Source organism: Streptomyces sp. NPDC050263 (genome assembly GCF_040655955.1).
Lineage (GTDB): Bacteria > Actinomycetota > Actinomycetes > Streptomycetales > Streptomycetaceae > Streptomyces.
On record NZ_JBFAKW010000055.1, the window covers coordinates 40144 to 60787 of the forward strand.

Consider the following 20644-nt stretch of genomic DNA (forward strand, 5'->3'; position numbering starts at 1 on the left):
TGCGTAACTGTCTTCCTGGTCAGTAGAACTCGACGGTGTTCACGCGGTTGATCAGGCTCTGTCCGTCGAGGAGATGGGTGGCGTTGGCGGCGAAGAGTTCGGCGATGAGACGGTCCTCCGCCGCGTCGAGCGCGGCGGTGTGCGGGCTCACCAGCACGCGGTCGTGATCCCAGAGCGGGCTGTGGACCTGGAGCGGTTCGGTCTCGAAGACGTCCAGCGCGGCGAAGCCGATGCGGCCGGAGTCGAGTGCGTCGACCAGGGTGGCCTCGTCGACGACGGTGCCGCGGCCGACGTTGACGAGGGCCGTGCCGGGCCGGACGGCGTCGAAGAACCGCTTGCCGAGGAGATGCTCGGTCGCCTCGGTACCGGGGAGCGTGTTCACGACCGCGTCCACGGTGGGGGCCACCTCGGTGATGCGGTCGGGGTGCACCACGGTGGTGACACCGGGGACGTCGACGTTCCCCCTGCTCGTGCCGATGACCGTCGCGCCCAGCGCGTGGAGTGCCGCGGCGACGGCTCGGCCGATTCCGCCGAGGCCGAGGACCAGCACGGTCTGCCGGCTCACCTGTCCCATCGTCCAGCGGCCGCTCCACTCGTGGTCGCGCTGCTGGCGGATCAGGCGGGGCAGATCCTTGGCCGCCGCGAGCACGCCGAAGACGGCGAACTCGGCGAGCGGACGTCCGTGCACTCCGGCCGAGGTGGTGAAGAGGACTCGGTCGAGTTCGTCGGTGCGCAGCCCTGCGGCCTTGACCTGGCCGCCTCCGCCGGCGGCCATGGTGTGCACCCAGCGCAGACGGGGGTTGGCCCGGACGGTTCGCGCCAGGGCGGCCGGGTCCACGTCGGGAATGCCGTACAGGGCGTCGGCCGAGTCGAGGGCGGCTTCGTAGGCGCGCTGCTGCCGGGGGGTGCGCTGCCAGGCCGGGTCGCCGGCGAAGTCGGCGGGCCAGCGCATCGGCGGGAGGAGGGCGTGGTCGACGACGAGGTCGATCCGCGGTTCCAGCTCCTGGATGCGCGCGCAGTTCTCCTCGGACAGCGGTGCGGCGACGGCGACGCGGAGGCGGCCCGGTATCCGGTCCTGGCCGGTCATCGGGCGGCCTTGGTCCGCAGTGTCTCGACCTCGGCGTCGAGTGCCGCCTCGCGGGCGACGATTTCCTCGACGGCCTTGAGTGCTTCGCCGGCGCGGTGCGGCGGGATCACGATGACGCCGTCCCCGTCAGCCGCGACGATGTCGCCGGGGTTCACCACGACGCCGCCGACGGCGACGGGTTCGCCGATCGTGCCCGGACCGTTCTTGAAGGGCCCGGCAGGAGTGAGCCCGCGGGCGAAGACCGGTACGCGCAGCTGTTCGATGATCGCGGCGTCGCGTACGTATCCGTCGACGACCGCGCCGACGGCGCCGTACACGGCGAATCGCTGGGCGAGGTTGTCGCCGATGATCGCCCGGCCGTCATAGCCGAACGCGTTGATGACGAGGATGTCTCCGGGGCGGATGTGCTCGAGCGCGGCGATCACGGCCTTGTTGTCGCCCGCGACGGTCAGGACCGGGAGCGCCCTGCCGACGGCCCTGGCACCGCTCCACACGGGTGAGATGCCTCCGTCGACGATGTTCAGCCGGTCGAGGGCGTCACCGAGGTTGGCGACGGAGTGGGCACGGAATTGATCGAGCACTGCGTCGTCGACGCGTTCCCAAGAGGTGTTCACGCGCACGTTGTCCTGGGTCATAGCGGTCTCCCTGAGGGTGGGTGTGGAGAGGAAGGCATGGCGGGCATCCGGCACCGGCTGCCGCGGGGAGGCGTGTCCGGCTCGGTCCTGTCGACCGGCCGAAGCCGGAGGGGCCGAGGCGCCCTTCCGTCCGCGGTGTCCGCGCGGGTCTGCCGAGGGGGGTCGGCTCGGCGCACCGTTACGGCGGGACACGGCCGTGGGAGCGAGCGCCGTGCCGTGTCGACCGCCCGTACTTCCGCGGGAACGGTTCGACAGGGTCCGGGTACCGGCCTGCCCGGTCGGTCGTGTGCAGCCCGGCGAGGTCGGCCGTCGCGGACTGCACGCTCCTGCGGCGTTCCGGCGGACGGGCCGCATCCGGCGTCGTTCCGCCTCCGCCCCGCGCGTCAGCCGCCGGTGCGGGTCTCGCAGGCGGCAGCCCGGCATCGGCGACGCCGGAGCTCTGGTGGTGGGGCCATGGGTCATCCCGCCCTGTCTAGAAAACGAGAAATCTTTCGCGTTTCGCGAGAGTCAGTGTGCATGCATCTGTGCCGCAAGACAAGGGGGTGTCCTGCGAGGTGTCGGCCGGACGGGGCGGCGGCCTTGCGAAGCGGTCGACACGACGGGGCGCCGCGTGGCGGATCCGGGCTCCGACCCCCTTCCGGCGCGAGCCGACCGGGCGTCGACCCGCACGGGAAAGCGGCTGCACGGCACCGCGGCCAAGCGTCGACCGGCCCGGAAGCGCGACGGAATCGGAAGGTTGACTTGGGGGCAACACGAATCCTTGACCGCCCGAGAATGCGAACCTATTCTCATTCGCGATTCGAGTCTCAACTCGGCTTCGGCGTTGTTCTCCAGCCCCTCACGGCACACCGAAGCCGCACAACTCCCCGAGGCACAGCCGTCTTCCACCCCCAGAACCCGCAGCGTATGGGTGCGGTGCACCTCGGCACGGGAGCGACCGCCGGCAGCGACCACGTTCAGCGCACGTTTCTCAGGACACCGTTCCCGGCGTCCGCGACACCGAAAGTGAACGCGAATGACAACGTCAGATCGGCTCGACACCACATCAGAACGTCACGAGGCCGCGTCGGAGGAGCCCGCCGCGGCAGCGGCCGACGTCGTCACCGCCAACGGCAAGGTCGTTCGCAAGGCCACCGTCGCGGGCGCGGTCGGATCGTTCGTCGAGTGGTACGACTACGGCATCTACGGCCTGCTCGTCACCTACCTCGCGATCAACATCATGGGAGAAGCCGAGGCCGGAGGGCTCTTCCTCACCAACGTCGGTTTCCTGATCAGCTTCATCGCCCGCCCGTTCGGCAGCGTGATCTGCGGATACCTCGGAGACCGGCTCGGGCGCAAAGCCCTTCTCTCCACCCTCCTGGTGCTGATATCCGGGGCGACCGCGGCGATCGGCCTCATCCCCTCCCACAGCGTCATCGGTGTCGCCGCGCCCGCCCTTCTCGTCCTGCTCCGTGTGCTGCAGGGCTTCTCCGCCGGCGGCGAGGTGGCCGGCGCCATGTCCTTCGTCGGCGAGTACGCCCCGGACGCACGCCGCAACTACATGATGAGCTTCATCGCAGTCGGCTCGTTCGTCGCCCTGATGTGCGGCAGCACCTTCTCCGCCGTCCTGATCACGACGCTCGGCGACGACGCGATGGCCTCCTGGGCCTGGCGGGTTCCCTTCCTCCTCGCCGTGCCGCTCGGCTACGTCGGCTTCTACATCCGCCGCCAGTTGGAGGAGACTCCGCACTTCGTGGCGCTGCGCGAGCAGAACACCGTCGCACGCAACCCGCTGAGGGAGGCCCTGACCTCCCCGCGCCACCTGAAGGCGATCGCGCTCACGATCTTCCTGCCGGCACTCAACGGCCCCGGCTACTACCTGCTGTTCGTCTACATGCCCACCTACCTGAAGACCTCGCTCGGCGAGCACAACTTCTCCATGCTGCGGGCGCTCACGGTCACGGCGTTCAGCCTGGTCGCCATCGTGATCTGTATCCCGCTCATGGCCCGCCTGTCGGACCGGATCGGCCGCAAACCCGTCCTCGTCATCTCCGCCGTCGCGATGGCCGTCGTCTCCTACCCGATGTTCCGGCTCATCACCACGGGAGAGTTCGGGCTGGCCTGCGTCGGTACCATCGTTCTCGCGATCGCCTTCTCCGGCCACGCCGCCGTCGTCCACACCGTCCTCGCCGAGATGTTCCCGACCACCGTGCGCTACTCCGCCTACAGCATCGGGTTCAGCATCTCGACGATCATCTTCGGCGGCAGCGCCCCGCTGCTGATGACCGAGCTGATCAAGTCGACCGGCTCCAACCTCATCCCGGCCTTCGCCTCCATCATCACCGCCCTGATCACCCTGGTCGCCATTGGCTTCCTGCGCGAGACCAAGGGGCAGCCCCTCGTAGCCAGCTGAACCGCCCACCCTCACACCAGGAGAAACCATGGGAATCAACTCCGTAGCCGTCGTCGCCGACCTCGGCGAGAGCTTCGGCAACTACACGATCGGTGACGACGGCGCCCTGCTCGGGCTCGTCACCTCGTCGAACATCGCCTGCGGCTTCCACGCCGGCGACCCGCGCATCATGGACCGGACCGTCGCCGACTGCGTCGAGCGCGGCATCGAACTGGGAGCCCACCCCGGCTACCCCGACCTCGTCGGCTTCGGCCGCCGGCTCATCGAGGCCACCGAGGACGAGATCCGCACCGACGTCCTCTACCAGCTCGGTGCGCTCGACGCCTTCGCACGGGTGCACGGCGGCACCATCAGCCACGTCGCCCCGCACGGCCGGATGGGCTCGATCGCGCAGACCGACGCCAAGCACGCCCGGGCCATCACCGACGCGATCGCCGCGTACAACACCGACTACATCGTCATCTGTCAGCGCGGTCTGCTCGCCGAGGAATCCCGCAAGCGCGGACTCGAAGTCGGCTACGTGTTCCTGGCCGACCGCGGATACGGAGACGACGGCATGCCCGTGCCCCGCTCGCACGAAGGCGGCCTGATCCACGACCCCGAGCTGATCGGCCGCCGGTCCGCGCAGGTCGTGCGGGAGGGCACCGTGCGCTCGGTCAACGGCAACGTGGTGCCGCTCGGCCACGACGCCGACGTCCTGCTCCTGCACGGCGACCACCCGTCCGTCCTCGCGAACGGCATCGCGCTGCGTGCCGCGCTCGACGCCGAGGGCATCCGCGTCGCGGGCCTGCGGGACGTCCTTGCGGAGAAGGCGGAGGCTGCGCTCGCCCACTGAGGGCCGAGCGCACGATCAGGCGATGACCACCACACAGCACGGCGCCATCACCGTCGAGCCCTTCGGGGACTCGGCGGTGATGGTGACCATCCCCCACACCGACCAGGCCGTCCGCAGGGCCCAGATCGTCGCCTTCCGCGACCGGTTCCTGGCCCACCGCCCGCACGGCGTGCTCGACGTCGTCTCCGGTCTCGAATCGCTGCTCATCGAGTTCGACCCGCTGCGGACCGCGCTCCAGCACGTGGAGTACGCGGCCCGCCTGGTGGCGCAATGGGCGCCGTCGCCGTCGGACGGTCCGGCCCGCCCGCGGGCGGCGCGGACGTTCGCCATCCCGGTGGTCTTCGACAGCGAGAACGGCCCCGATCTGGCGTCCGTCGCCGAAGAGATGGACCTGGCCCCCGCCGAGGTCGTCGAAGCGATCGCCGAGTCCACCTTCACGATCGCTCTCCTCGGAGCGGCGATGGCCCCGATGATGGACGGGCTCAGAATGCCCAGGTCCGTGCGCCGACGTGCCGAGCCGCGAACGGACGTCGCCCCCGGCGCCATCATGATCGCCGGGACCAACGCCATCATCCAGCCGTTCCCCGGCCCGACCGGCTGGCGCGTGGTCGGGCGCACGCCGCACACCATCGTGGACATCTCCCGCCCGGACCCCGTTTCGTTCGGCGCCGGCGACATCGTGCGCTTCGTCCCCGTCACGCGGAACGAGGCAGCGGCCGTGGACGCCGGTTTTCTGCTGCCGACGGAGGAGGCCGTATGAAAACCGTAGCGCTGGAGATCACCGGCACCGGATTCATCACCACGTTCCAGGACCTCGGTCGCCACGACACGGAACGGCGCGGAGTCCCCACCGGCGGTGCGGCCGACCAGCACTCGGCGACCGTCGCGAACCTCCTGGTGGGCAACCCCCGCGGCGCGACCCTGCTGGAGAACCTCGGAGGCGAGCTGGCACTCGTGCCCGACTCCGACGTCCTGCTCGCGGTGACCGGCGCTCCCGCCCAGGTCACCGTCGCCGGCTGCCCCGCCGACGGCTGGTCGCCGCTGGTCGTGCCGGCGGGCCACGAGGTCCGGGTCCGCGGCGACATGAGCCGGGGCACCCGCACCTATCTGGCCGTGAACGGAACGCTGAGCGCAAAAACCCTGCTGGGCAGCGCGGCGCCGGACGCCCGGATGGGATTCGGACAGGCCGTCACCCGGGGCTCGCGCGTCCTGCTGCAGACGGAGTTCGGGGGATTCGGCCGCCAGCTGTTCCAACAGCCGCTGTTCCGACTCCCCGTACCCGTCCCGTGCTTCGACGACGGCCCCTGGACCATCGACGTCGTCGCCGGCCACGGAGTCCACGCGATCCCCGGCATCAGAGAGGTGATCGAGGAGGCGACCTACACCGTCACCCCCCGCTCCGACCACGTCGGGCTCAGGCTCGACGGACCGGTGCTCCACCCGGCCTCCGACGCCGAGATCGTGTCCCACGGCGTGCCCGTCGGAGCACTGCAGATCCCGCACGCGGACGAGTTGATCGTCCTCGGCCGTTACCGGAGCCTGACCGCGGGCTATCCCATCGTCGGTGTCGCCTCACGGGCGTCCCTGCCTCTGCTCGGACAGGCCGGACCGGGGCGGCAGCTCCGGTTCCGCTGGACCGACCGCGAGACCTCGCTCCGCCGCTTCGCGCGCCGCGAAGCCGAGGTCCACGCGCTCGGACATGCGGTCACCGGGGCATTCAGCGCACTCGGCTTCACGGTCCCCTTGCTTCCCGCCAACTGAGAACATATTCTCAAATGAAGTCATCATCTCACATAGCTCAGGAGGAGGAACGGTGACGACGCCGAACGGCACCACCGCGCTCATCACAGGAGCCGGAAGCGGGATGGGACGCGAGACCGCACGGTTGCTCGCCCGGGACGGCGCCGCCGTCGTCCTGATCGGCCGCAGGCAGGAGGCGCTCGACGCCGTAGCCGCCACGATCCGCGCCGAAGGCGGCACCGCCCTTGCCCTCGCCGCGGACATCACCCGCGCCGATGACGTGACACGCGTCCTCGACCGGGTGCGGGCCGAACTCGGCCCGGTCGACGTCCTGGTCAACAACGCGGGCAGCGCCTCGTCCGTGCTCAACCCGCAGTGGCTCCCGCATGACGAGTGGCGTCAGGTCCTCGACGTCAACCTCACCGCGGTCTTCCAGCTCACCCAGGCCGTCCTGCCCGACATGCTCGACCGCGGCACCGGGACCATCGTCACCGTCTCCTCGCTCGCCGCCGTCAACCCCAATCTGCTCGGCGGCGCCGCCTACGGTGCGGCCAAGGCCGGCGTCCGCAACTTCATGACCTTCCTGCACAACACCTTCCGCAACCAGGGGCTACGGGCGATCACCGTTCTGCCCGGCGAAGCGGACACCCCCATCCTCGACAACCGAGCCCGGCCCCCGATGCCGCAGGAGCGCGCCGGCATGGTGCAGCCCGAGGACGTGGCCGAGGCCATCCGGCTGGCCGTCGCCCTTCCCCAGCGCGTCGTCCTCCAGGAGATCGTCGTCGCCCCCACCCGGCAGCGCGACACCTCGGGCGACCTCGAAATCAGCCGTTGGGCAGGCGCCCCCGCCGGCACCGCACCGCAGGCCTGAACACGCCACTACCAGGAGGAGAGCGCATGTCGCCCACCATCACCACGCACCCGTCCCTGTTCGCCTCGGCAGACGCCGTAGCCCGGATCGAGGCGGCCTCCCGCCGGACGCAGCAGCCGCAGTCCAAGGGCGACCTCGTCTCGCTCGCCATGGGCGAACCCGACTTCGACACACCCCCTCAAGTGACCGAGGCGGCCCACGCCTCGCTCCGCGCCGGCCGCACCCATTACTCACCGCTGCGCGGCGAACAGGCCTTGCGCGACGCGCTCGCCGACAAGCTCACCGGCATCGCCGGGGCACCGGTGTCCGCCGCCGACATCCTGATCACCCAGGGCGGCACCGCCGGTCTCTCCGCCGCGATCCTCGGCATCGTCAACCCCGGTGACAAGGTCGTCGTTCCCGACCCCACCTACTCCCTCTACGCCGACCTGGTCGCCATGGCCGGAGGCACTGCCGTCCCCGTCCCGCTCGCGCCGGACCTGCACTGGGACCTCGACCGGCTCGCCGACGCCCTGACGGACGCCAAGCTCTTCGTCTTCTGCAACCCCGTCAACCCGACCGGCATCGTGCACAGCCGCGAGGAACTCGACGCGCTCGCCGACCTGCTCGACGGCACCTCCACGATCGTCATCTCCGACGAGGCGTACTCCGACCTCGACTACACCGGGCGGCCGTTCACCTCGACCATCTCCGTCGACGGCCTGCGCGACCGCACCGTCTACTGCCAGACCTTCTCCAAGAGCTACGCCATGACCGGCTGGCGCGTCGGCTACCTCTGGGGGCCGCCCTCGCTCATCCAGGCCGCCTCGCGCATCCACAACACCTTCAACGGATCGGTCAACACCTTCATCCAGGACGCCGCGCTCGTCGCGGTGCAGAGCTGCGACGAAGACGTCGCCCGGATGCGCGCCGCGTACGAAGAACGTGGCGAGATCATGCGGAGGGAACTGGCCAAGATCCCCGGCATCACCCTCAGCGCACCGGAAGGCGCGTTCTACCAGTTCCCGCGCTACGACATCGACCTGCCCTCCGTGGAAGTCGTCGCGGCACTGCGCGCGCACGGCGTCGCCGTCCGGCCCGGAAGCGAATTCGGCGCCGAGGGCGAGAGCCACCTGCGGCTGTCGTACGCTGCCAGCCCGCAGTCCATCATCGAGGGCATCCGCCGGTTGGCCTACGGACTCTCGGCCCTGCGATGAACGCCGTCCCGGACGCAACGAGGAGTCGCCCCATGCGCAGTGACACCGAGCGCAATCGCAGGCACCTCATCAAGGCGGCGGCACGGCTGTTCGAGGACTCGCCGACGCCCGTCAGCCTTGCCGAGATCGCCAAGCACGCCGAGGTGTCCACCGCGACGGCCTACCGCCATTTCTCCTCCGTCGAGGAGATCCTGCACGCCTTCCGCGCCCAAGTGGGCTCCGAACTGAGGGACTTCAGCGCACGGCAGGCCACGCGAGGCATGGCGAAACTGGACGCGGTGTCACGGTACTGGGTGTCCCTGGTCCTCGAACACGGCGGCGCGATGGCGCAGATGCGCTCGCACCGCGGCTATCTGGAGCGGCTGCGCGAAGGAACCGGATACCTCGCCCCGCAGGCCGAAGCGCTCGCCGAGCCGCTGCGGCAGACCACCGAGGAACTGGGCCTCGGAGATCTCGGCGACGAAGCCCTGTACCTGTGGAACGCCCTGTTCGACCCTCGCGACATCCTCGACCTCATCAAGAGCGGCCGCACCGAGGACGAAGCCGCCGCCCGCCTCGTGGCCGCACTGCGCGGCGCCCTGATCGGCTGGTCCACCCCGGAGCACTGACAGGGCGCATGCCGAAGGACCGGTTCGGTGCACCTCCTCCGATGCGGGCCGAACCGCGCTGTACGGCTGGGCAGCGAGTCCGGCCGTACAGCGCCCCGCCGGACTGCACCGGCCTTCCTCCGGGCCCACCCCTCCTCCCGCAGACCAGCGCGGCTGCGAGCGGGACGACGACGTCACCCGCGGTCACACCACTGCCGCAGTCACCGACTCCGCCGTCACATCCCCGGCCCGGCCCGCCGGAATCCGGCCCCTCGCTCCCGCAGAACAGGCCGCGTCCTTTGAGACCTCCACTCCGGCGCCCGGCCGGCCCCGGACGCCTCATGATCGGCGCCCGGCGGCGCGCGGCGCCCCGCCGACCGTGTCCGGGGCACCGCGTTGACGCTCGGAGGGGGGCTTGTTGGTGTACTAGGTGGTGGCTGACCTGGTGTGTTGCTGGTTTCTTGAGAGGTGGTGGGCGGTGGGCGGACAGGGAGAGCGGGGTGTATGAGCTGGGATTGTGTGTTCTGTGTGGAGAGGAGCTGGCTTCGTTGTAGGTATCGGTAGGGCCAAAAGGCTTGGTGTGTACTTGTGCTGGTCAGGGCCCCACCGCCTCGGCAGCACCACGAACCCTGTCATGTCGTCGGTGCGTTTGACGATCTCCAAGGTCAGAGCGAGTTTGTCCCGGCATCAGCCGACGAGGGAGCCGGTGTATCCGCCGTCGGCCCAGACGAGGGTGATGTCGCGGTGCAGGCGGCGCAGCCGCCTCAGCAGGCCCGCCGCGGCGTCGCGGTCGCCGATGTTCGCGGCGGTGACCGCGACGACCAGGAGCAGACCGAGCGTGTCGGTCACGATGTGCCGTTTGCGGCCCGGCACCTTCTTCCCGCCGTCGTAGCCGCGTGAGGAGGCCGGCACCGTCGCGGCGGCCCGCACCGACTGCGCGTCGATGATCCCTGCCGTGGGCTCGGCCTCGCGGCCCTCGTGTTCACGGACCGTCCCGCGCAGACGGTCGTGGGACTCGGTGATCAGCCCCTGCTCGCGCCAGCGGCGGAAGAAGGCGTAGACCCGGCCCCAGCCGGGGAAGTCCGCGGGCAGCGCCCGCCACGAGATCCCGCCCGCGACCAGATACCGGATCGCGTCCGGCAGCTGCCGGTGACAGTAGCCCTCGGGCCGTCCGCCCCGCCCCCGAAGTCAGGCCGGCGCCGGCAACAGCGGCCGCACGGCCGCCCACTCCGCGTCCGTCATGTCCGACGGATACCGGCGCACCCGATCGGGATGATCGGCCGCGTTGCCGTACACGTGCGCGAGGCAATCACACGATGGTGCTGCCGAGTTGAACTGGACTGGCTCGGACACGTACAACAAGGACACCAGGGCCTCCCGGCACTGCGCGGTCAGATTCGCATCCCCGAGCTACCGAGAGGCCCTGTCTTCATGCGCGTACAGCGGGAAGATCACCCAGGTGGGAAGCCTGTTCGAACCGCACGTTCCATGATCGGTTGAGATACGGCTTCTAATCCAAGTTCAGTAGATAGACGCGTTGTACTTCCCCGGCCCTGACTGGGGTGTCGGCGATCGGCTACCCGAGACCGTCTCACGGATCGCGGCCCAACCCCGCTGGATCACTGACTCGCTCGGCTCGCCCGAACTCCGTGACCTGCTCTGGGACCATGCCGCCACGGTGATCTCGTTGGACCACGCGAGACGCGTCGTCCAGCCACGCGTCCTGCGCCGCTCCCTCCGGCGCACGGCCACGCGCGAGACGATCATCGGCGGCAACAGGGCGACCTGGCAGGGTGGTTTAACCGGTGTCGGCGACGCCTGAAAACTGGCTCACGAACGGCGGATCAAAAGTGACCCACTCCGTGATCTTCTGACCGTTCTGGCTCTGACAGGGAGTCAGGAGGAGAGGGTGATCCGCGTGGAGGACTGGGCAGAGATCCGCAGGCTGCACCGCGCTGAGGGCATGCCGGTGCGGGCTGTCGCCCGGCACCTGGGTGGAGGGAGGACGCTCCGGACGCGGAGGCGATCAGGTCGACGGCCTCCTTGCACAGCCGTGTCGTATAGCCGCTCTGCGCCCGGATCCTGGCGCGGTCCGCCTGTGTGTACGGTTCGACGTTCTCGGCCGCGGCCTCGATCCGGGCGACGAACTCGCTGGTGAGCAGCTCGGCGCAGGAGATCTTCATCGCGGCCTCGGCAGCCTGCAGATGAGTGACGCCTGCCTCGTGCTGCCGCTCGTGGAAGGTGTATGTGATGCCCCGCTGGTGGATCCGCTCGGTGAACTCCGCGAGGGCCGCCCGGGCCAGGCCCAGCGCGTTCGGCGCCGTCCAGGCACAGAAGAGCATCAGAACCGGCATCCGGTAGAAGGAGTCGTCGGCGTTGGCCTTGGAGGGGAAGTCGCCGCCCAGCAAAGGCCCGACGGGCAGGACGCGGTGAGCGGGCACGAACACGTCCCGCGCGACGACGCTGTTGCTCCCGCTGCCCGCCAGCCCCGAGACGTACCAGTCGTCGAGGATCTCCAGATCGGACATCGGTACGGCGGTCCACAGCACCTCGGGCGGGCCGCCGGCGGACTCGACCCGGGCCGTCAGCAGGTGCCAGTCGGCGTTCTGGCAGCCGGTGGCGAAGGCCGACGTGCCATTGACGACATAGCCGCCGTCCGTCGCCACCGCGACCGCGTCCGGGATGAGCGTGCCGCCGACCCTGACGTCGGGGCCGGTGAAGATCTCGTCCTGGGCCTCGTCGGGGAAGAGCGCGGCGATGTAGGAACACCCGGCCTGGATCAGGGCCATGAAGGCGGTCGAACCGCATGCGGCGGCGATCTCGCTCACCACGTCGACCTGTGTGCTCAGCCGGCTCTGGTAACCGCCGTACCGGTGCGGGACGTTCATGCGGTACACCCCGGCGTCCGTCAGCGCGGACACGACCTCGGCAGTCACCCTTCTCTCCCGCTCGGTGCGTAACGCGTGCTCGCGAAGGAGGGGTTGTAGCGCCCGTACGCGTTCGACGAGGCCGGCATCGGACGGGGGTGCTGAGGACGGAGCCATGGACGACCTCCGGGCACGACGGGGTCCTCACCGTGCCGCGGATCGTCCGCAGTGTCAACGCCCGTGTTCAGGATGGAGAGTTGAGGGAGCGGTAGAAGTCGAGGTGGCTGCGGGCGGCGGCGTCCCAGGTGTGGAGGGCGGCGAGGGCACGCCCGGCGGATCGCCGGTCCGGGTCCTCCGTCGCGAGGGCGTCGCCGAGTTCGGTGGCAAGGTCCTCGGGCGTGGCGGCGAAGCGGGCCGCGGAGCCGAACACTTCACGCAGCACGGGCAGATCCCGTACGACCAGCGGGACCCCCGCCGCCAACGCCTCCATCGCGGCGAGACCGAAACCCTCCTTGAGGGAGGGGAAGGCGAACACGTCCGCCGCGGCCACCAGAGACGGCAGCTCGTCCTCTCCGACCGGCCCCAACACGACTGGTTCCACGGCGGGTTCAGCGGCCCGCGATTCCCAGCTCGCCCGGTAGTCGCGGTAGTCGAAGAGTGTCTCGCCGCCCGCGATGACCAGCCGGACGTCGGAACGGGCGGCGCGCAGGAGGGCGTGGGCCTCCAGCAGGTCCAGTGAGCCCTTGCCGGGTTCGATGCCGCCCACGGTGAGGATGTACGGGCCTTGGCGGGAGCGCCAATTCGCCTGCGCGGCAGGGTCGGTGGCGGCGAAGCGGTCGTATGCGACCCCGTTGGGAATGACCTGCGCGTCGATGCCCCAGCCGGCGGCCAGTTCGCACGCGAGGCCCCGGACACGCAGACGTGCGCGTACGGCTGGACGATCGTGCGTTCGTGGCAGGCGGCCAGTTCCGGGGTGGTGAAGTGGTCGAGGTGGTGAACCGTGCGAACGCAGCGGCCGGCCGCGTTGGCACTGATGCAGTCCTGGGCGTGGACGGCGTCGTACGGGGTGGGGTCGAAGGCGGTGCGGAGGGTGGCGATGGAGCGCAGGATGCGTGCGCCGACGGTCTCGTCGGGCGGGCCGTCGGGGAATGGCACGACCTGGAGTCGCACGGCCGGGTCCACGGGGCGGAAGTATCCGGAAACAGGAGCAGTCCGTGCCCGATCGGCCCCCGTCCCGCAGGCAGTACTGAGCCCGCTCACCAATTCCGCCGTCTTCCTGGTCATGACCGTCGAACCCGGCGGGGAGCCGGTGGTCCGGGAACTGCTGACCGACCTCGCCGGTCTAACCGTCAGGCCGCCAAGCAGTGGCTCGGGATGAGAGGCTGATCGAGTTCGGCCTCCGTGTTCGCCGAAGAGTCTCGTCGAAGGATGAGGAGTGTTCGTGCTCGATCCGCAACCCGTCCCGCAGGCAGTTCTGAGCCCACTCACCAGCTCCGCCGTCTTTCTGGTCGTGACCATCGACCCCGGCGGGGAGCCGGTCGTGCGGGAACTGCTGACCGACCTGGCCGGCCTGGTGCGGTCCGTCGGCTTCCGGATCCCCGAAGGGGAGCTGACCTGTGTCACCGGCATCGGCTCCGACGCCTGGGACCGGCTGTTCACCGGTCCCAGACCGGCCGAGCTGCATCCCTTCCTGAAAGTGGCCGGCGCCCGGCACACCGCACCGGCCACCCCGGGGGACCTGCTCTTTCACATCAAGGCCCGGCAGCCGGACCTGTGCTTCGAGCTGGCCACGCATCTGATGGACCGGCTGCGCGGCGCGGTCACCGTCCGCGACGAGGTGTCCGGTTTCAAGTACTTCGACCAGCGCGATCTCCTCGGCTTCGTCGACGGCACCGAGAACCCCACCGGCCCCGCCGTGAACACCGCTGTGGTGATCGGTGCCGCCGATCCGGAGCAGGACCCGGACTTCACCGGCGGCAGCTACGTCGTAGTGCAGAAGTACCTGCACGACTTGGCCGGCTGGAACGCCCTGCCGGTCGAGGCGCAGGAACGAGCAGTCGGCCGCTGCAAACTCTCCGACATCGAACTGCCCGACGACCTCAAGCCCGCCAACTCGCACGTCGCGCTCACCAACATCACCGACCCCGACGGCACCGAACGGCAGATCCTGCGCGACAACATGCCCTTCGGCGCGCCCGGACGTGGCGAGTTCGGCACCTACTTCATCGGCTACTCCAGTACCCCGTCGGTCATAGAACGCATGCTGGAGAACATGTTCTTGGGCGATCCCCCGGGCAGCCACGACCGGCTGCTCGACTTCTCCACAGCAGTCACCGGCACCCTGTTCCACGTACCCACCGCCGACTTCCTCGACGACCTTCCCGCCGCCCCGGAGCGCGTGGTCTCAGTACGGGCCAGGGTGACCGGCTTGTCGTAGTCGTCGACGCCGCCGCGCTCGGGATCGGCGGTACGACACCCGGCGAACTGTGCCTGATCGTCGGGTCGTTCAGCATCAACCAGGTGGTCAGCGAGCAGCCCGTCGTCGATCCGCGCTGGCAGGTCCGTCACTTCGTCCGCCTGGGACAGTGGATGACGATGTCCACCTCGCCGGCGTCGGTGGTGAACCTGGAGTGGTTCCTGCGGGTCACGGGCGCGCCGAGCGAGCAGCGGGACGGAATCCACGAGGTGATCGGCCGCGAGGTCGAGGCGCACCTGGACGGTCCGTCTGAGGTGTTGTTCCATCCATTCGTCTACGGCTCCCCGCACCCGCATTCCACGTCCGGGACGTTCCTCGGGCTGCGCGGCTGGCACGGCCGCGGCCATCTGCTGCGGGCCCTGATGGAAGGCGTCGTCCTCAATCACCGCTGGCACGTCGACGCGCTCTGCTCGAAGCTGCCGATCAGCGGGGCGGCGGCCCGGCTGACCGGCGGCGCCGCGCACAGCGCGGTGTGGAGCCAGATGTTCGCCGACGCCCTGCGGCGGCCGGTCGTGGTGACCGACGTGCAGGAGAGTGCCGCCCGGGGAGCGGCCCTGCTCGCCGCCACCGCCGTAGGACTGCTCGACAGCGTGACGGACCCGCGCGCCGGCGCCGCCGCACTCAGACGCCATGAACCCCACCCGGCGCGGAGCCCGCGACGGTCACTGTGTCCCGCGATGCGGCCGGACGCTGGTTCGTCTCGATGCTCGTCGAGGACGCCGTCGCCTCCGCGCCCGCCACGGACGCGGCGGTCGGTGTCGACGCCGGGATCACGTCGCTGGTGACCCTGTCCAGCGGGGAGAAGGTCGCCAACCCGAAGCACGAGCGGCGTGACCGCGCCCGCCTGGCTCGCGCGCAGCGTGAGTTGTCGCGGAAGGCGGAGGGCTCGGCGAACCGGGAGAAAGCCCGGCGTCGTGTCGCTGGGGTCCACGCGCGGATCGCCGACCGGCGCCGGGACTTCCTGCACAAGCTGTCGACTCGGCTCGTCCGTGAGAACCAAACGGTCGTGATCGAGGACCTCACCGTCCGCAACCTGCTGAAGAACGGCAGGCTCGCGCGAGCGATCAGCGACGCGTCGTGGACGGAACTCCGGTCGATGCTGGAGTACAAGTGCGTCTGGTACGGGCGTGAACTCGTCGTGATCGACCGCTGGTTCCCCTCCAGCAAGCTGTGCGGGAACTGCGGCACGGTCCGCGGGAAGATGCCGCTGAACGTCCGCGAGTGGACGTGCTACAACTGCTGAACCGTGCACGACCGCGACGTCAACGCGGCACGCAACATCCTGGCCGCCGGGCTGGCGGCTTCTGCCTGTGGAGGCGGTGTAAGACCTCAACGGGAGTCCTCCCGGACGGGCGGTCGTCGGTGAAGCAGGAAACCCAGCGGGCGACCGCTGGAATCCCCCGCCTTTAGGCGGGGGAGGAAGTCAACACCTCAGTCTCTGCTACGGCTGCGTGCGTCTGACGCGACGTCCGCTGTGCATTCCCCCATTCCCTCCCTGGCACCCGCATCCCGATAGTCGGGCAACGAATTCACCGTCGGGCCCACCACAACAGTGCTGGGCATGAGATCGGCGCGGCGGTTGGGGGTACTTCGGGGTAGGGCCTCCAGGCTGCCCACTGATCTCGCCCCAGGCGAACTTCGGGCCGTGGACCACTGCGGCATCGCTTCAGGCTGTTTCTGCCATCGCCCGTCGTGCACCGCGGGATCCCACCGCACGGTCAGGATGCCCAGAGGCTTGCGCCTCACCTCAGGTTGCGCGCGATCGTGGGAGAGAGATCTGTTGACCCTGGCCCCCGATTCGAGCGACAGCCGTTCCTCTGAAGATGACTTCTTTTGACTGTGCACGTTCCGTGAACCCGCCGGCGGTCCGACTATTTTATGGGTCCGGCGAGGGCGTTCAGTTCGACCCGCGTGGCGAGCGGCCGGGCCTGGGCCGTCGGATACTGAGAGGTGAGAAGGCGGGGAGTCACATACGCCTCCTCGCTCGTCCCACCCTGCCAGGGGGTAACCATGCGCGACCATCACGGGAACGGCCATCACCACGATCACCCCAGCCCCGACGACCCGATCGGCACGACCGGCGGTCACGGAATGCTGGTGTTCGGTCACGAGGTGATCTACTTCTCACATCTGCCGATGTTCGGCGTACCGCACAACTACCAGGTGCTGCTCGAAGTGGGTCTGGACGAGGACGTGCGTGAGGTGCTTCGATTGCACCGCCACGTGTTCCGTGAGGAGCCGTACGACACGTTCGACCCCGTCCCCTTCCCGATGGCCGAGCTCGATCCGGCCGGAACCGGCCCGAGGCGAACCTCCATAACGGGAAACATCCTCTGCGGCCACTTCGAGCGCAGGGCGAAGGGTGAGCCGCCGCTCGCCCGGAACGTTGAAGTGCGCATCGAACGCTTCGTGCAGTTCACCCAGCTCGATGTGGACGCGCGTGCGACCGGCGACGGCACGCTGGAATACCTCTGCTTCGGACACGGCAACCAGCTGTACCTCGCGCACGCGATCAGCGGCTGGCCAAGCTTCGACCAGATTCTCGAGGTCCGCGCCGTCCCCGGTACGGCAACGAACCGTCTGGGTGAGCCGCTGCCGGATGACGCGACCACGATGGACAAGTTCTTCAGGGAACACTTCACCACAGCCAACCGGATCGACATCGGCGGGCGGAGTGATGACCTGGACCACCGGCTGGCTTCTCGGGAGGTGGCCGACGGATCGTTGTTCGCCACGTCTCCGCCCAGCGGTTTCCACGGCTTCAACGTTCAGCTCGAAGCTGAGCGGGAGGTGTATCTCGAAGTCCGCGAACTGGCGGGCCCGATGCCCTGAGACGGTGTCCTACGTGGTGAGGCGGAGGAGGCTTGGGACTGCTGCACGGTGTGGTGACATCTGATCTGGCTTGCCCGTGGGGTGGCCTGGAAGGATGCTGCTGTGCCTGTCCCGTATGCCCAAGAGTTCCGTGACGACGTCGAGCGTGTGGCGCGCAACCGGGAGAAGGGCGTCACCCATGCGCAGATCGCGAAGGACTTCGGCGTCCATGAGATGACGCTGTCGAAGTGGCTGCGCCAGGCTGCCGTGGAGGACGGTGAGGAGCCTGGTCTCACGAGGTCCGAGTCCGCGGAGAACCGCGAGTTGAAGAAGTGGATCAGGCAGCTGGAGCAGGCGAACGAGATCCTGCGTCGGGCTGCGGTGTATCTGTCGCAGGCGAACCTGCCGGGGAAAGGCTCGACCCGCTCGTGAGAGAGCTCGCCGCAGACAGGATTCCGGTCGTGGTCGCGTGCCGGGTACCGGGACTTGCTCGTCAGCACTGCTACCGGTGGCTTCGCCGACCGGTGACCGAGGCACACCGGGCGAACGCGCTGTTCGACGCCCATCGCGACGATCCCGAGTTCGGCTGCCGGTTCCTCGCCGGGGAAGCCGAGACGGCCGGCGAGCGAATGAGTGAACGGACCGCGTGGCGTATCTGCCGGGACAACGCCTGGTGGTCAGCGTTCGGGAAGAAGCGGTCGAAGGCAGCAAGAAGCCCCGGCCACCGGTGCACGACGATCTCGTTCAGCGGAACTTCACTGCCGGCGCGGTGAACGAGCTGTGGCTGACCGACAGGACGGTGTGGAGCGGAGGCCGGGACCGGTGGTCCCGGCCTCCGTGCTGTCGGTGTAGGCGATGTGGGGGGGGCCTCGGCCCGTCAACTCGCATACCGCAAAGTCCCCAATAGTGAGTGTGAATTACAAAAGACATTGTGACTTCTTAAGTTGACTAGGTGGGTTCAGTTATGATGGTGGCTAGTTGAGTGCCGTGGGAGGGTGAGTGAGTCAGTCGCCAGAGGATGAGAGCGCGATCAACGCGACCGCGGCGCGGAACAAGCTGTACGCGCTGGTGAAGCTCGCCGAAGAGGAGGGGCGCACCACGGTGATCACCAAGCACAAGGTGCGCGCTCTACTGGCGCCGCTGGACCGGTTCCCGGCAGCCCGGAAAACCGATGCCTTCCCGGCCCACGTTCTGAGCGCGGCGCAGAAGGACTTCGGTGACCTCGTCACGCTGGCGGCCCAGGGCCAACCGCAGGTGCTCCTGCGGAACACTACGCCGGTCGCGGTACTGCTCCCCGCCGACCCCGCTTCACGTGCCCTCTCGACCGACACGGCCGCGCACCTCGGTGCGGCGACCGCAGGAGGTGCGGTGAACAGCCAAGGCAACCAGGACCGCGGCAGCGCGCCGCGCAGGCTCGCCACGCTGCGCGACGCCATCGGTTCCGTACTCACCGACGGCCCGGTCGGCGGCCCCACGTTCGGGCTGCCCGGTCTGGACGCGGCGGTGGGCGGTCTGCAGCCGGGCCGTCTGACGCTCGTGGCGGCCGCCCTGAACGTCGGCGGAAGCCTGCTGGGTCTTGCCGCCGCACGGCAGACCGCGCTCGTCGACCGCCGCACGGTCCTGTACGCGGCGTCGGGACCGAACAGGGACGACATCTTCCGCCGGATCATCTCCGCCGAGACCGGAGGCGATTACGCGCGCCTGAAGCAGGGCCGCCTCACCGAGCACGAGCAGCAGGTCGCCCGGCAGTTGGTCCAGGCAGGCGACGTGCTGCTCATCGATGACGGCGCCAACCTGAGGGCCGAGGACATCGCGGAAACCGCGCCGCACATGGAGGGCCTGGTCCTGGTGGTCGTGGACCGTCTCCAGGCCGCGCACAACACGCCCGCCTGCCGCTGTCCGGGGACCGTCTTCCGGATGCCTCCCAGGTCCTGGCCAGCCTCGCGCGCACCATGCACGTACCGGTGCTCGCCGTCGTGGACACCGACGATCCCGCGCTCCTGGGCCTCCTGGACGCCGACGTCCTGGTGACCCTCACAGCGACCGCGGACCCGGGCAAGGTCCAAGTGACGGTCACGGAACGCGACTTCGGCGCGATCGGCTCGGTGTACCTGCATCCCGACCTGCTCCACGCCCGCTTCCTCGACCGACCCCGCCGCGCTTCCCTACACGTCCGGCGGACACCAGGGGATCCCCGCCGCGCTCACCCACGAACCGGCGGCATGGCGGACCGCGGTCGCGGGCGGTGACCAGGAAGCCTGAAGGAGATCCTGCCGTCGCTGCTCCAGGCCGCCGCAGCGGTAACGGAGATGCCGCACACACATGAGGGGCACCGCCTCTCCGCCGCGCTGCGCCCCTACGGCACGCCCGCGTCCGCCACCGCGGCCGACACCACCGGAAGCGCCGGTCGGGCCACCGCTGCCGGTGCTCCCGTCCAGGCCCCGGACGACAGCGGACAGGCACAGGACGATGCAGCGGAGAACGAGGAAGACGACGAGGAGGTTCTGGAAGCCGGGGGATGAGGAGGACGAGCCCGAGGCAGTGCCCTTCCCTGCGCTCGTGCTCCTCAAGGGCGCGGTCGACCGCTCGAATACGCACCCGATCAAGGTCATCCGTACTGCGGAGCGGGAGAGCGGCCCGTGGCCGCTGATCAGTGAGGACATGGACGGCGAGCCCGGCTGGGTCGACCCCGACGTCACCTCACCTGCGTTCCCCACATCAACGCGAACGGCAAGCGTGTCCGGCGCGACCGGCTCGACGTGCCCTCTGCCGTCTTCGGCGACGGCGTGATCTGCTTGATCGACCGCAACGGCAGCTCCCCCTCCGCCTGTTCGGCCGTGCCCCTCGCCCCGAACAAGCTCCTGCACACCGGCCCGCTCGACGCGTACGACAAGGCCGGAGCCGGCGTCTATCTCATCGACATCCCTGTGCGAGACCGCGGAGACTGGCACGCGGCTGCACAGCGCAATCTGTTCGACCGCATGATCGGGCCGCTTTACTACTGCCTCAAGACGGGCGAACTGTTCGACGAGTACCGGGCATTTCCCTCCGAACTAGTGCCGCGGCAGGCAACGTTTGCCCGTCAAGGAGCGGCGTCCGGTGCGTGCTCTCGGTGTGCCGGCCGGAAGTCCTCGTACTGGACGTACT

The 20644-nt window shown here is 69.4% G+C and carries 17 protein-coding genes and 4 pseudogenes; 16 read left to right on the plus strand and 5 right to left on the minus strand.

The genetic code is table 11. From position 1 onward, the window contains the following. Window positions 1–19: 19 nt before the first annotated feature. Together AB0J04_RS24195 and AB0J04_RS24200 are read right to left on the minus strand one after the other, a co-directional pair. Window positions 20–1087: a D-2-hydroxyacid dehydrogenase gene (locus AB0J04_RS24195; protein ID WP_363170628.1), complete on the minus strand. Its 1068-nt coding sequence runs from the start codon at window positions 1085–1087 to the stop codon at window positions 20–22. Beyond that, a complete protein-coding gene (locus AB0J04_RS24200; RefSeq protein WP_363170629.1) occupies window positions 1084–1722 on the minus strand; it encodes an RraA family protein in 639 nt (212 codons plus the stop codon). Before AB0J04_RS24200 ends, AB0J04_RS24195 begins: the two co-directional genes overlap by 4 nt. Window positions 1723–2737: 1015 nt before the next feature. On the opposite strand from AB0J04_RS24200, the gene AB0J04_RS24205 reads away from it, so the two are divergent. Genes AB0J04_RS24205 through AB0J04_RS24235 form a run of 7 tightly spaced genes read left to right on the plus strand, consistent with a single transcriptional unit; the run spans window position 2738 to window position 9364 of the window. Beyond that, the gene (locus tag AB0J04_RS24205) at window positions 2738–4114 is read left to right on the plus strand and encodes an MFS transporter (protein WP_363170630.1); all 1377 of its coding nucleotides are present in this window, start codon (window positions 2738–2740) and stop codon (window positions 4112–4114) included. A 28-nt stretch (window positions 4115–4142) separates the two neighbouring features. Continuing rightward, entirely contained in the window at window positions 4143–4949 is an 807-nt protein-coding gene (locus AB0J04_RS24210; RefSeq protein WP_363170631.1) for a 5-oxoprolinase subunit PxpA, read from the plus strand. Window positions 4950–4971: 22 nt separating this feature from the next. Continuing rightward, window positions 4972–5709, plus strand: a complete 738-nt coding sequence (locus AB0J04_RS24215; RefSeq protein ID WP_363170632.1) for a carboxyltransferase domain-containing protein — start codon at window positions 4972–4974, stop codon at window positions 5707–5709. Continuing rightward, window positions 5706–6710 carry a biotin-dependent carboxyltransferase family protein gene (locus AB0J04_RS24220; protein WP_363170633.1) on the plus strand — a complete coding sequence of 335 codons (1005 nt, stop codon included), beginning with the start codon at window positions 5706–5708 and terminating at the stop codon, window positions 6708–6710. Before AB0J04_RS24215 ends, AB0J04_RS24220 begins: the two co-directional genes overlap by 4 nt. A 52-nt stretch (window positions 6711–6762) precedes the next feature. Then, on the plus strand, window positions 6763–7560 hold the full coding sequence (locus AB0J04_RS24225; protein WP_363170634.1) for an SDR family oxidoreductase: 798 nt from the start codon (window positions 6763–6765) through the stop codon (window positions 7558–7560). Between the two features lie 26 nt (window positions 7561–7586). After that, window positions 7587–8756, plus strand: a complete 1170-nt coding sequence (locus AB0J04_RS24230) for an aminotransferase class I/II-fold pyridoxal phosphate-dependent enzyme (RefSeq protein WP_363170635.1) — start codon at window positions 7587–7589, stop codon at window positions 8754–8756. A 32-nt stretch (window positions 8757–8788) separates the two neighbouring features. After that, on the plus strand, window positions 8789–9364 hold the full coding sequence (locus AB0J04_RS24235) for a helix-turn-helix domain-containing protein (protein WP_363170636.1): 576 nt from the start codon (window positions 8789–8791) through the stop codon (window positions 9362–9364). A 666-nt stretch (window positions 9365–10030) separates the two neighbouring features. Here AB0J04_RS24235 and AB0J04_RS24240 read toward each other — a convergent pair. The 3 genes and pseudogenes from AB0J04_RS24240 to AB0J04_RS24250 form a co-directional block, all read right to left on the minus strand. Next, window positions 10031–10486 (minus strand): transposase, encoded by a 456-nt coding sequence (locus AB0J04_RS24240; RefSeq protein WP_363170646.1) that lies wholly within the window; start codon window positions 10484–10486, stop codon window positions 10031–10033. 911 nt (window positions 10487–11397) lie between these two features. Then, window positions 11398–12387, minus strand: a pseudogene (locus AB0J04_RS24245) (acyl-CoA dehydrogenase family protein); the annotation flags it as partial. 67 nt (window positions 12388–12454) lie between these two features. Continuing rightward, the gene (locus AB0J04_RS24250; protein WP_363170637.1) at window positions 12455–12976 is read right to left on the minus strand and encodes a glycosyltransferase; all 522 of its coding nucleotides are present in this window, start codon (window positions 12974–12976) and stop codon (window positions 12455–12457) included. Between the two features lie 675 nt (window positions 12977–13651). Between AB0J04_RS24250 and AB0J04_RS24255 the strand changes: the two genes are divergently transcribed. The 9 genes and pseudogenes from AB0J04_RS24255 to AB0J04_RS24295 form a co-directional block, all read left to right on the plus strand. Further along, the gene (locus AB0J04_RS24255; RefSeq protein ID WP_363170638.1) at window positions 13652–14647 is read left to right on the plus strand and encodes a Dyp-type peroxidase; all 996 of its coding nucleotides are present in this window, start codon (window positions 13652–13654) and stop codon (window positions 14645–14647) included. 83 nt (window positions 14648–14730) lie between these two features. Next, window positions 14731–15246 (plus strand): annotated as a pseudogene (locus AB0J04_RS24260) (FGGY-family carbohydrate kinase); the annotation flags it as partial. A gap of 83 nt (window positions 15247–15329) precedes the next feature. Next, window positions 15330–16096: pseudogene (locus AB0J04_RS24265) on the plus strand (RNA-guided endonuclease TnpB family protein); the annotation flags it as partial. A gap of 600 nt (window positions 16097–16696) precedes the next feature. Then, window positions 16697–17518, plus strand: coding sequence for a hypothetical protein (locus tag AB0J04_RS24270; RefSeq protein WP_363170639.1), 822 nt, complete (start codon window positions 16697–16699; stop codon window positions 17516–17518). 102 nt (window positions 17519–17620) lie between these two features. Continuing rightward, entirely contained in the window at window positions 17621–17929 is a 309-nt protein-coding gene (locus tag AB0J04_RS24275) for a transposase (RefSeq protein ID WP_363170640.1), read from the plus strand. A 567-nt stretch (window positions 17930–18496) separates the two neighbouring features. Next, a complete protein-coding gene (locus AB0J04_RS24280; RefSeq protein WP_363170641.1) occupies window positions 18497–19528 on the plus strand; it encodes a DnaB-like helicase C-terminal domain-containing protein in 1032 nt (343 codons plus the stop codon). 278 nt (window positions 19529–19806) lie between these two features. Beyond that, a complete protein-coding gene (locus AB0J04_RS24285; protein WP_363170642.1) occupies window positions 19807–20019 on the plus strand; it encodes a hypothetical protein in 213 nt (70 codons plus the stop codon). Window positions 20020–20056: 37 nt separating this feature from the next. Beyond that, window positions 20057–20287 (plus strand): hypothetical protein, encoded by a 231-nt coding sequence (locus tag AB0J04_RS24290; protein ID WP_363170643.1) that lies wholly within the window; start codon window positions 20057–20059, stop codon window positions 20285–20287. After that, window positions 20257–20644 (plus strand): annotated as a pseudogene (locus AB0J04_RS24295) (hypothetical protein); the annotation flags it as partial. The gene AB0J04_RS24290 and the pseudogene AB0J04_RS24295, both read left to right, overlap by 31 nt.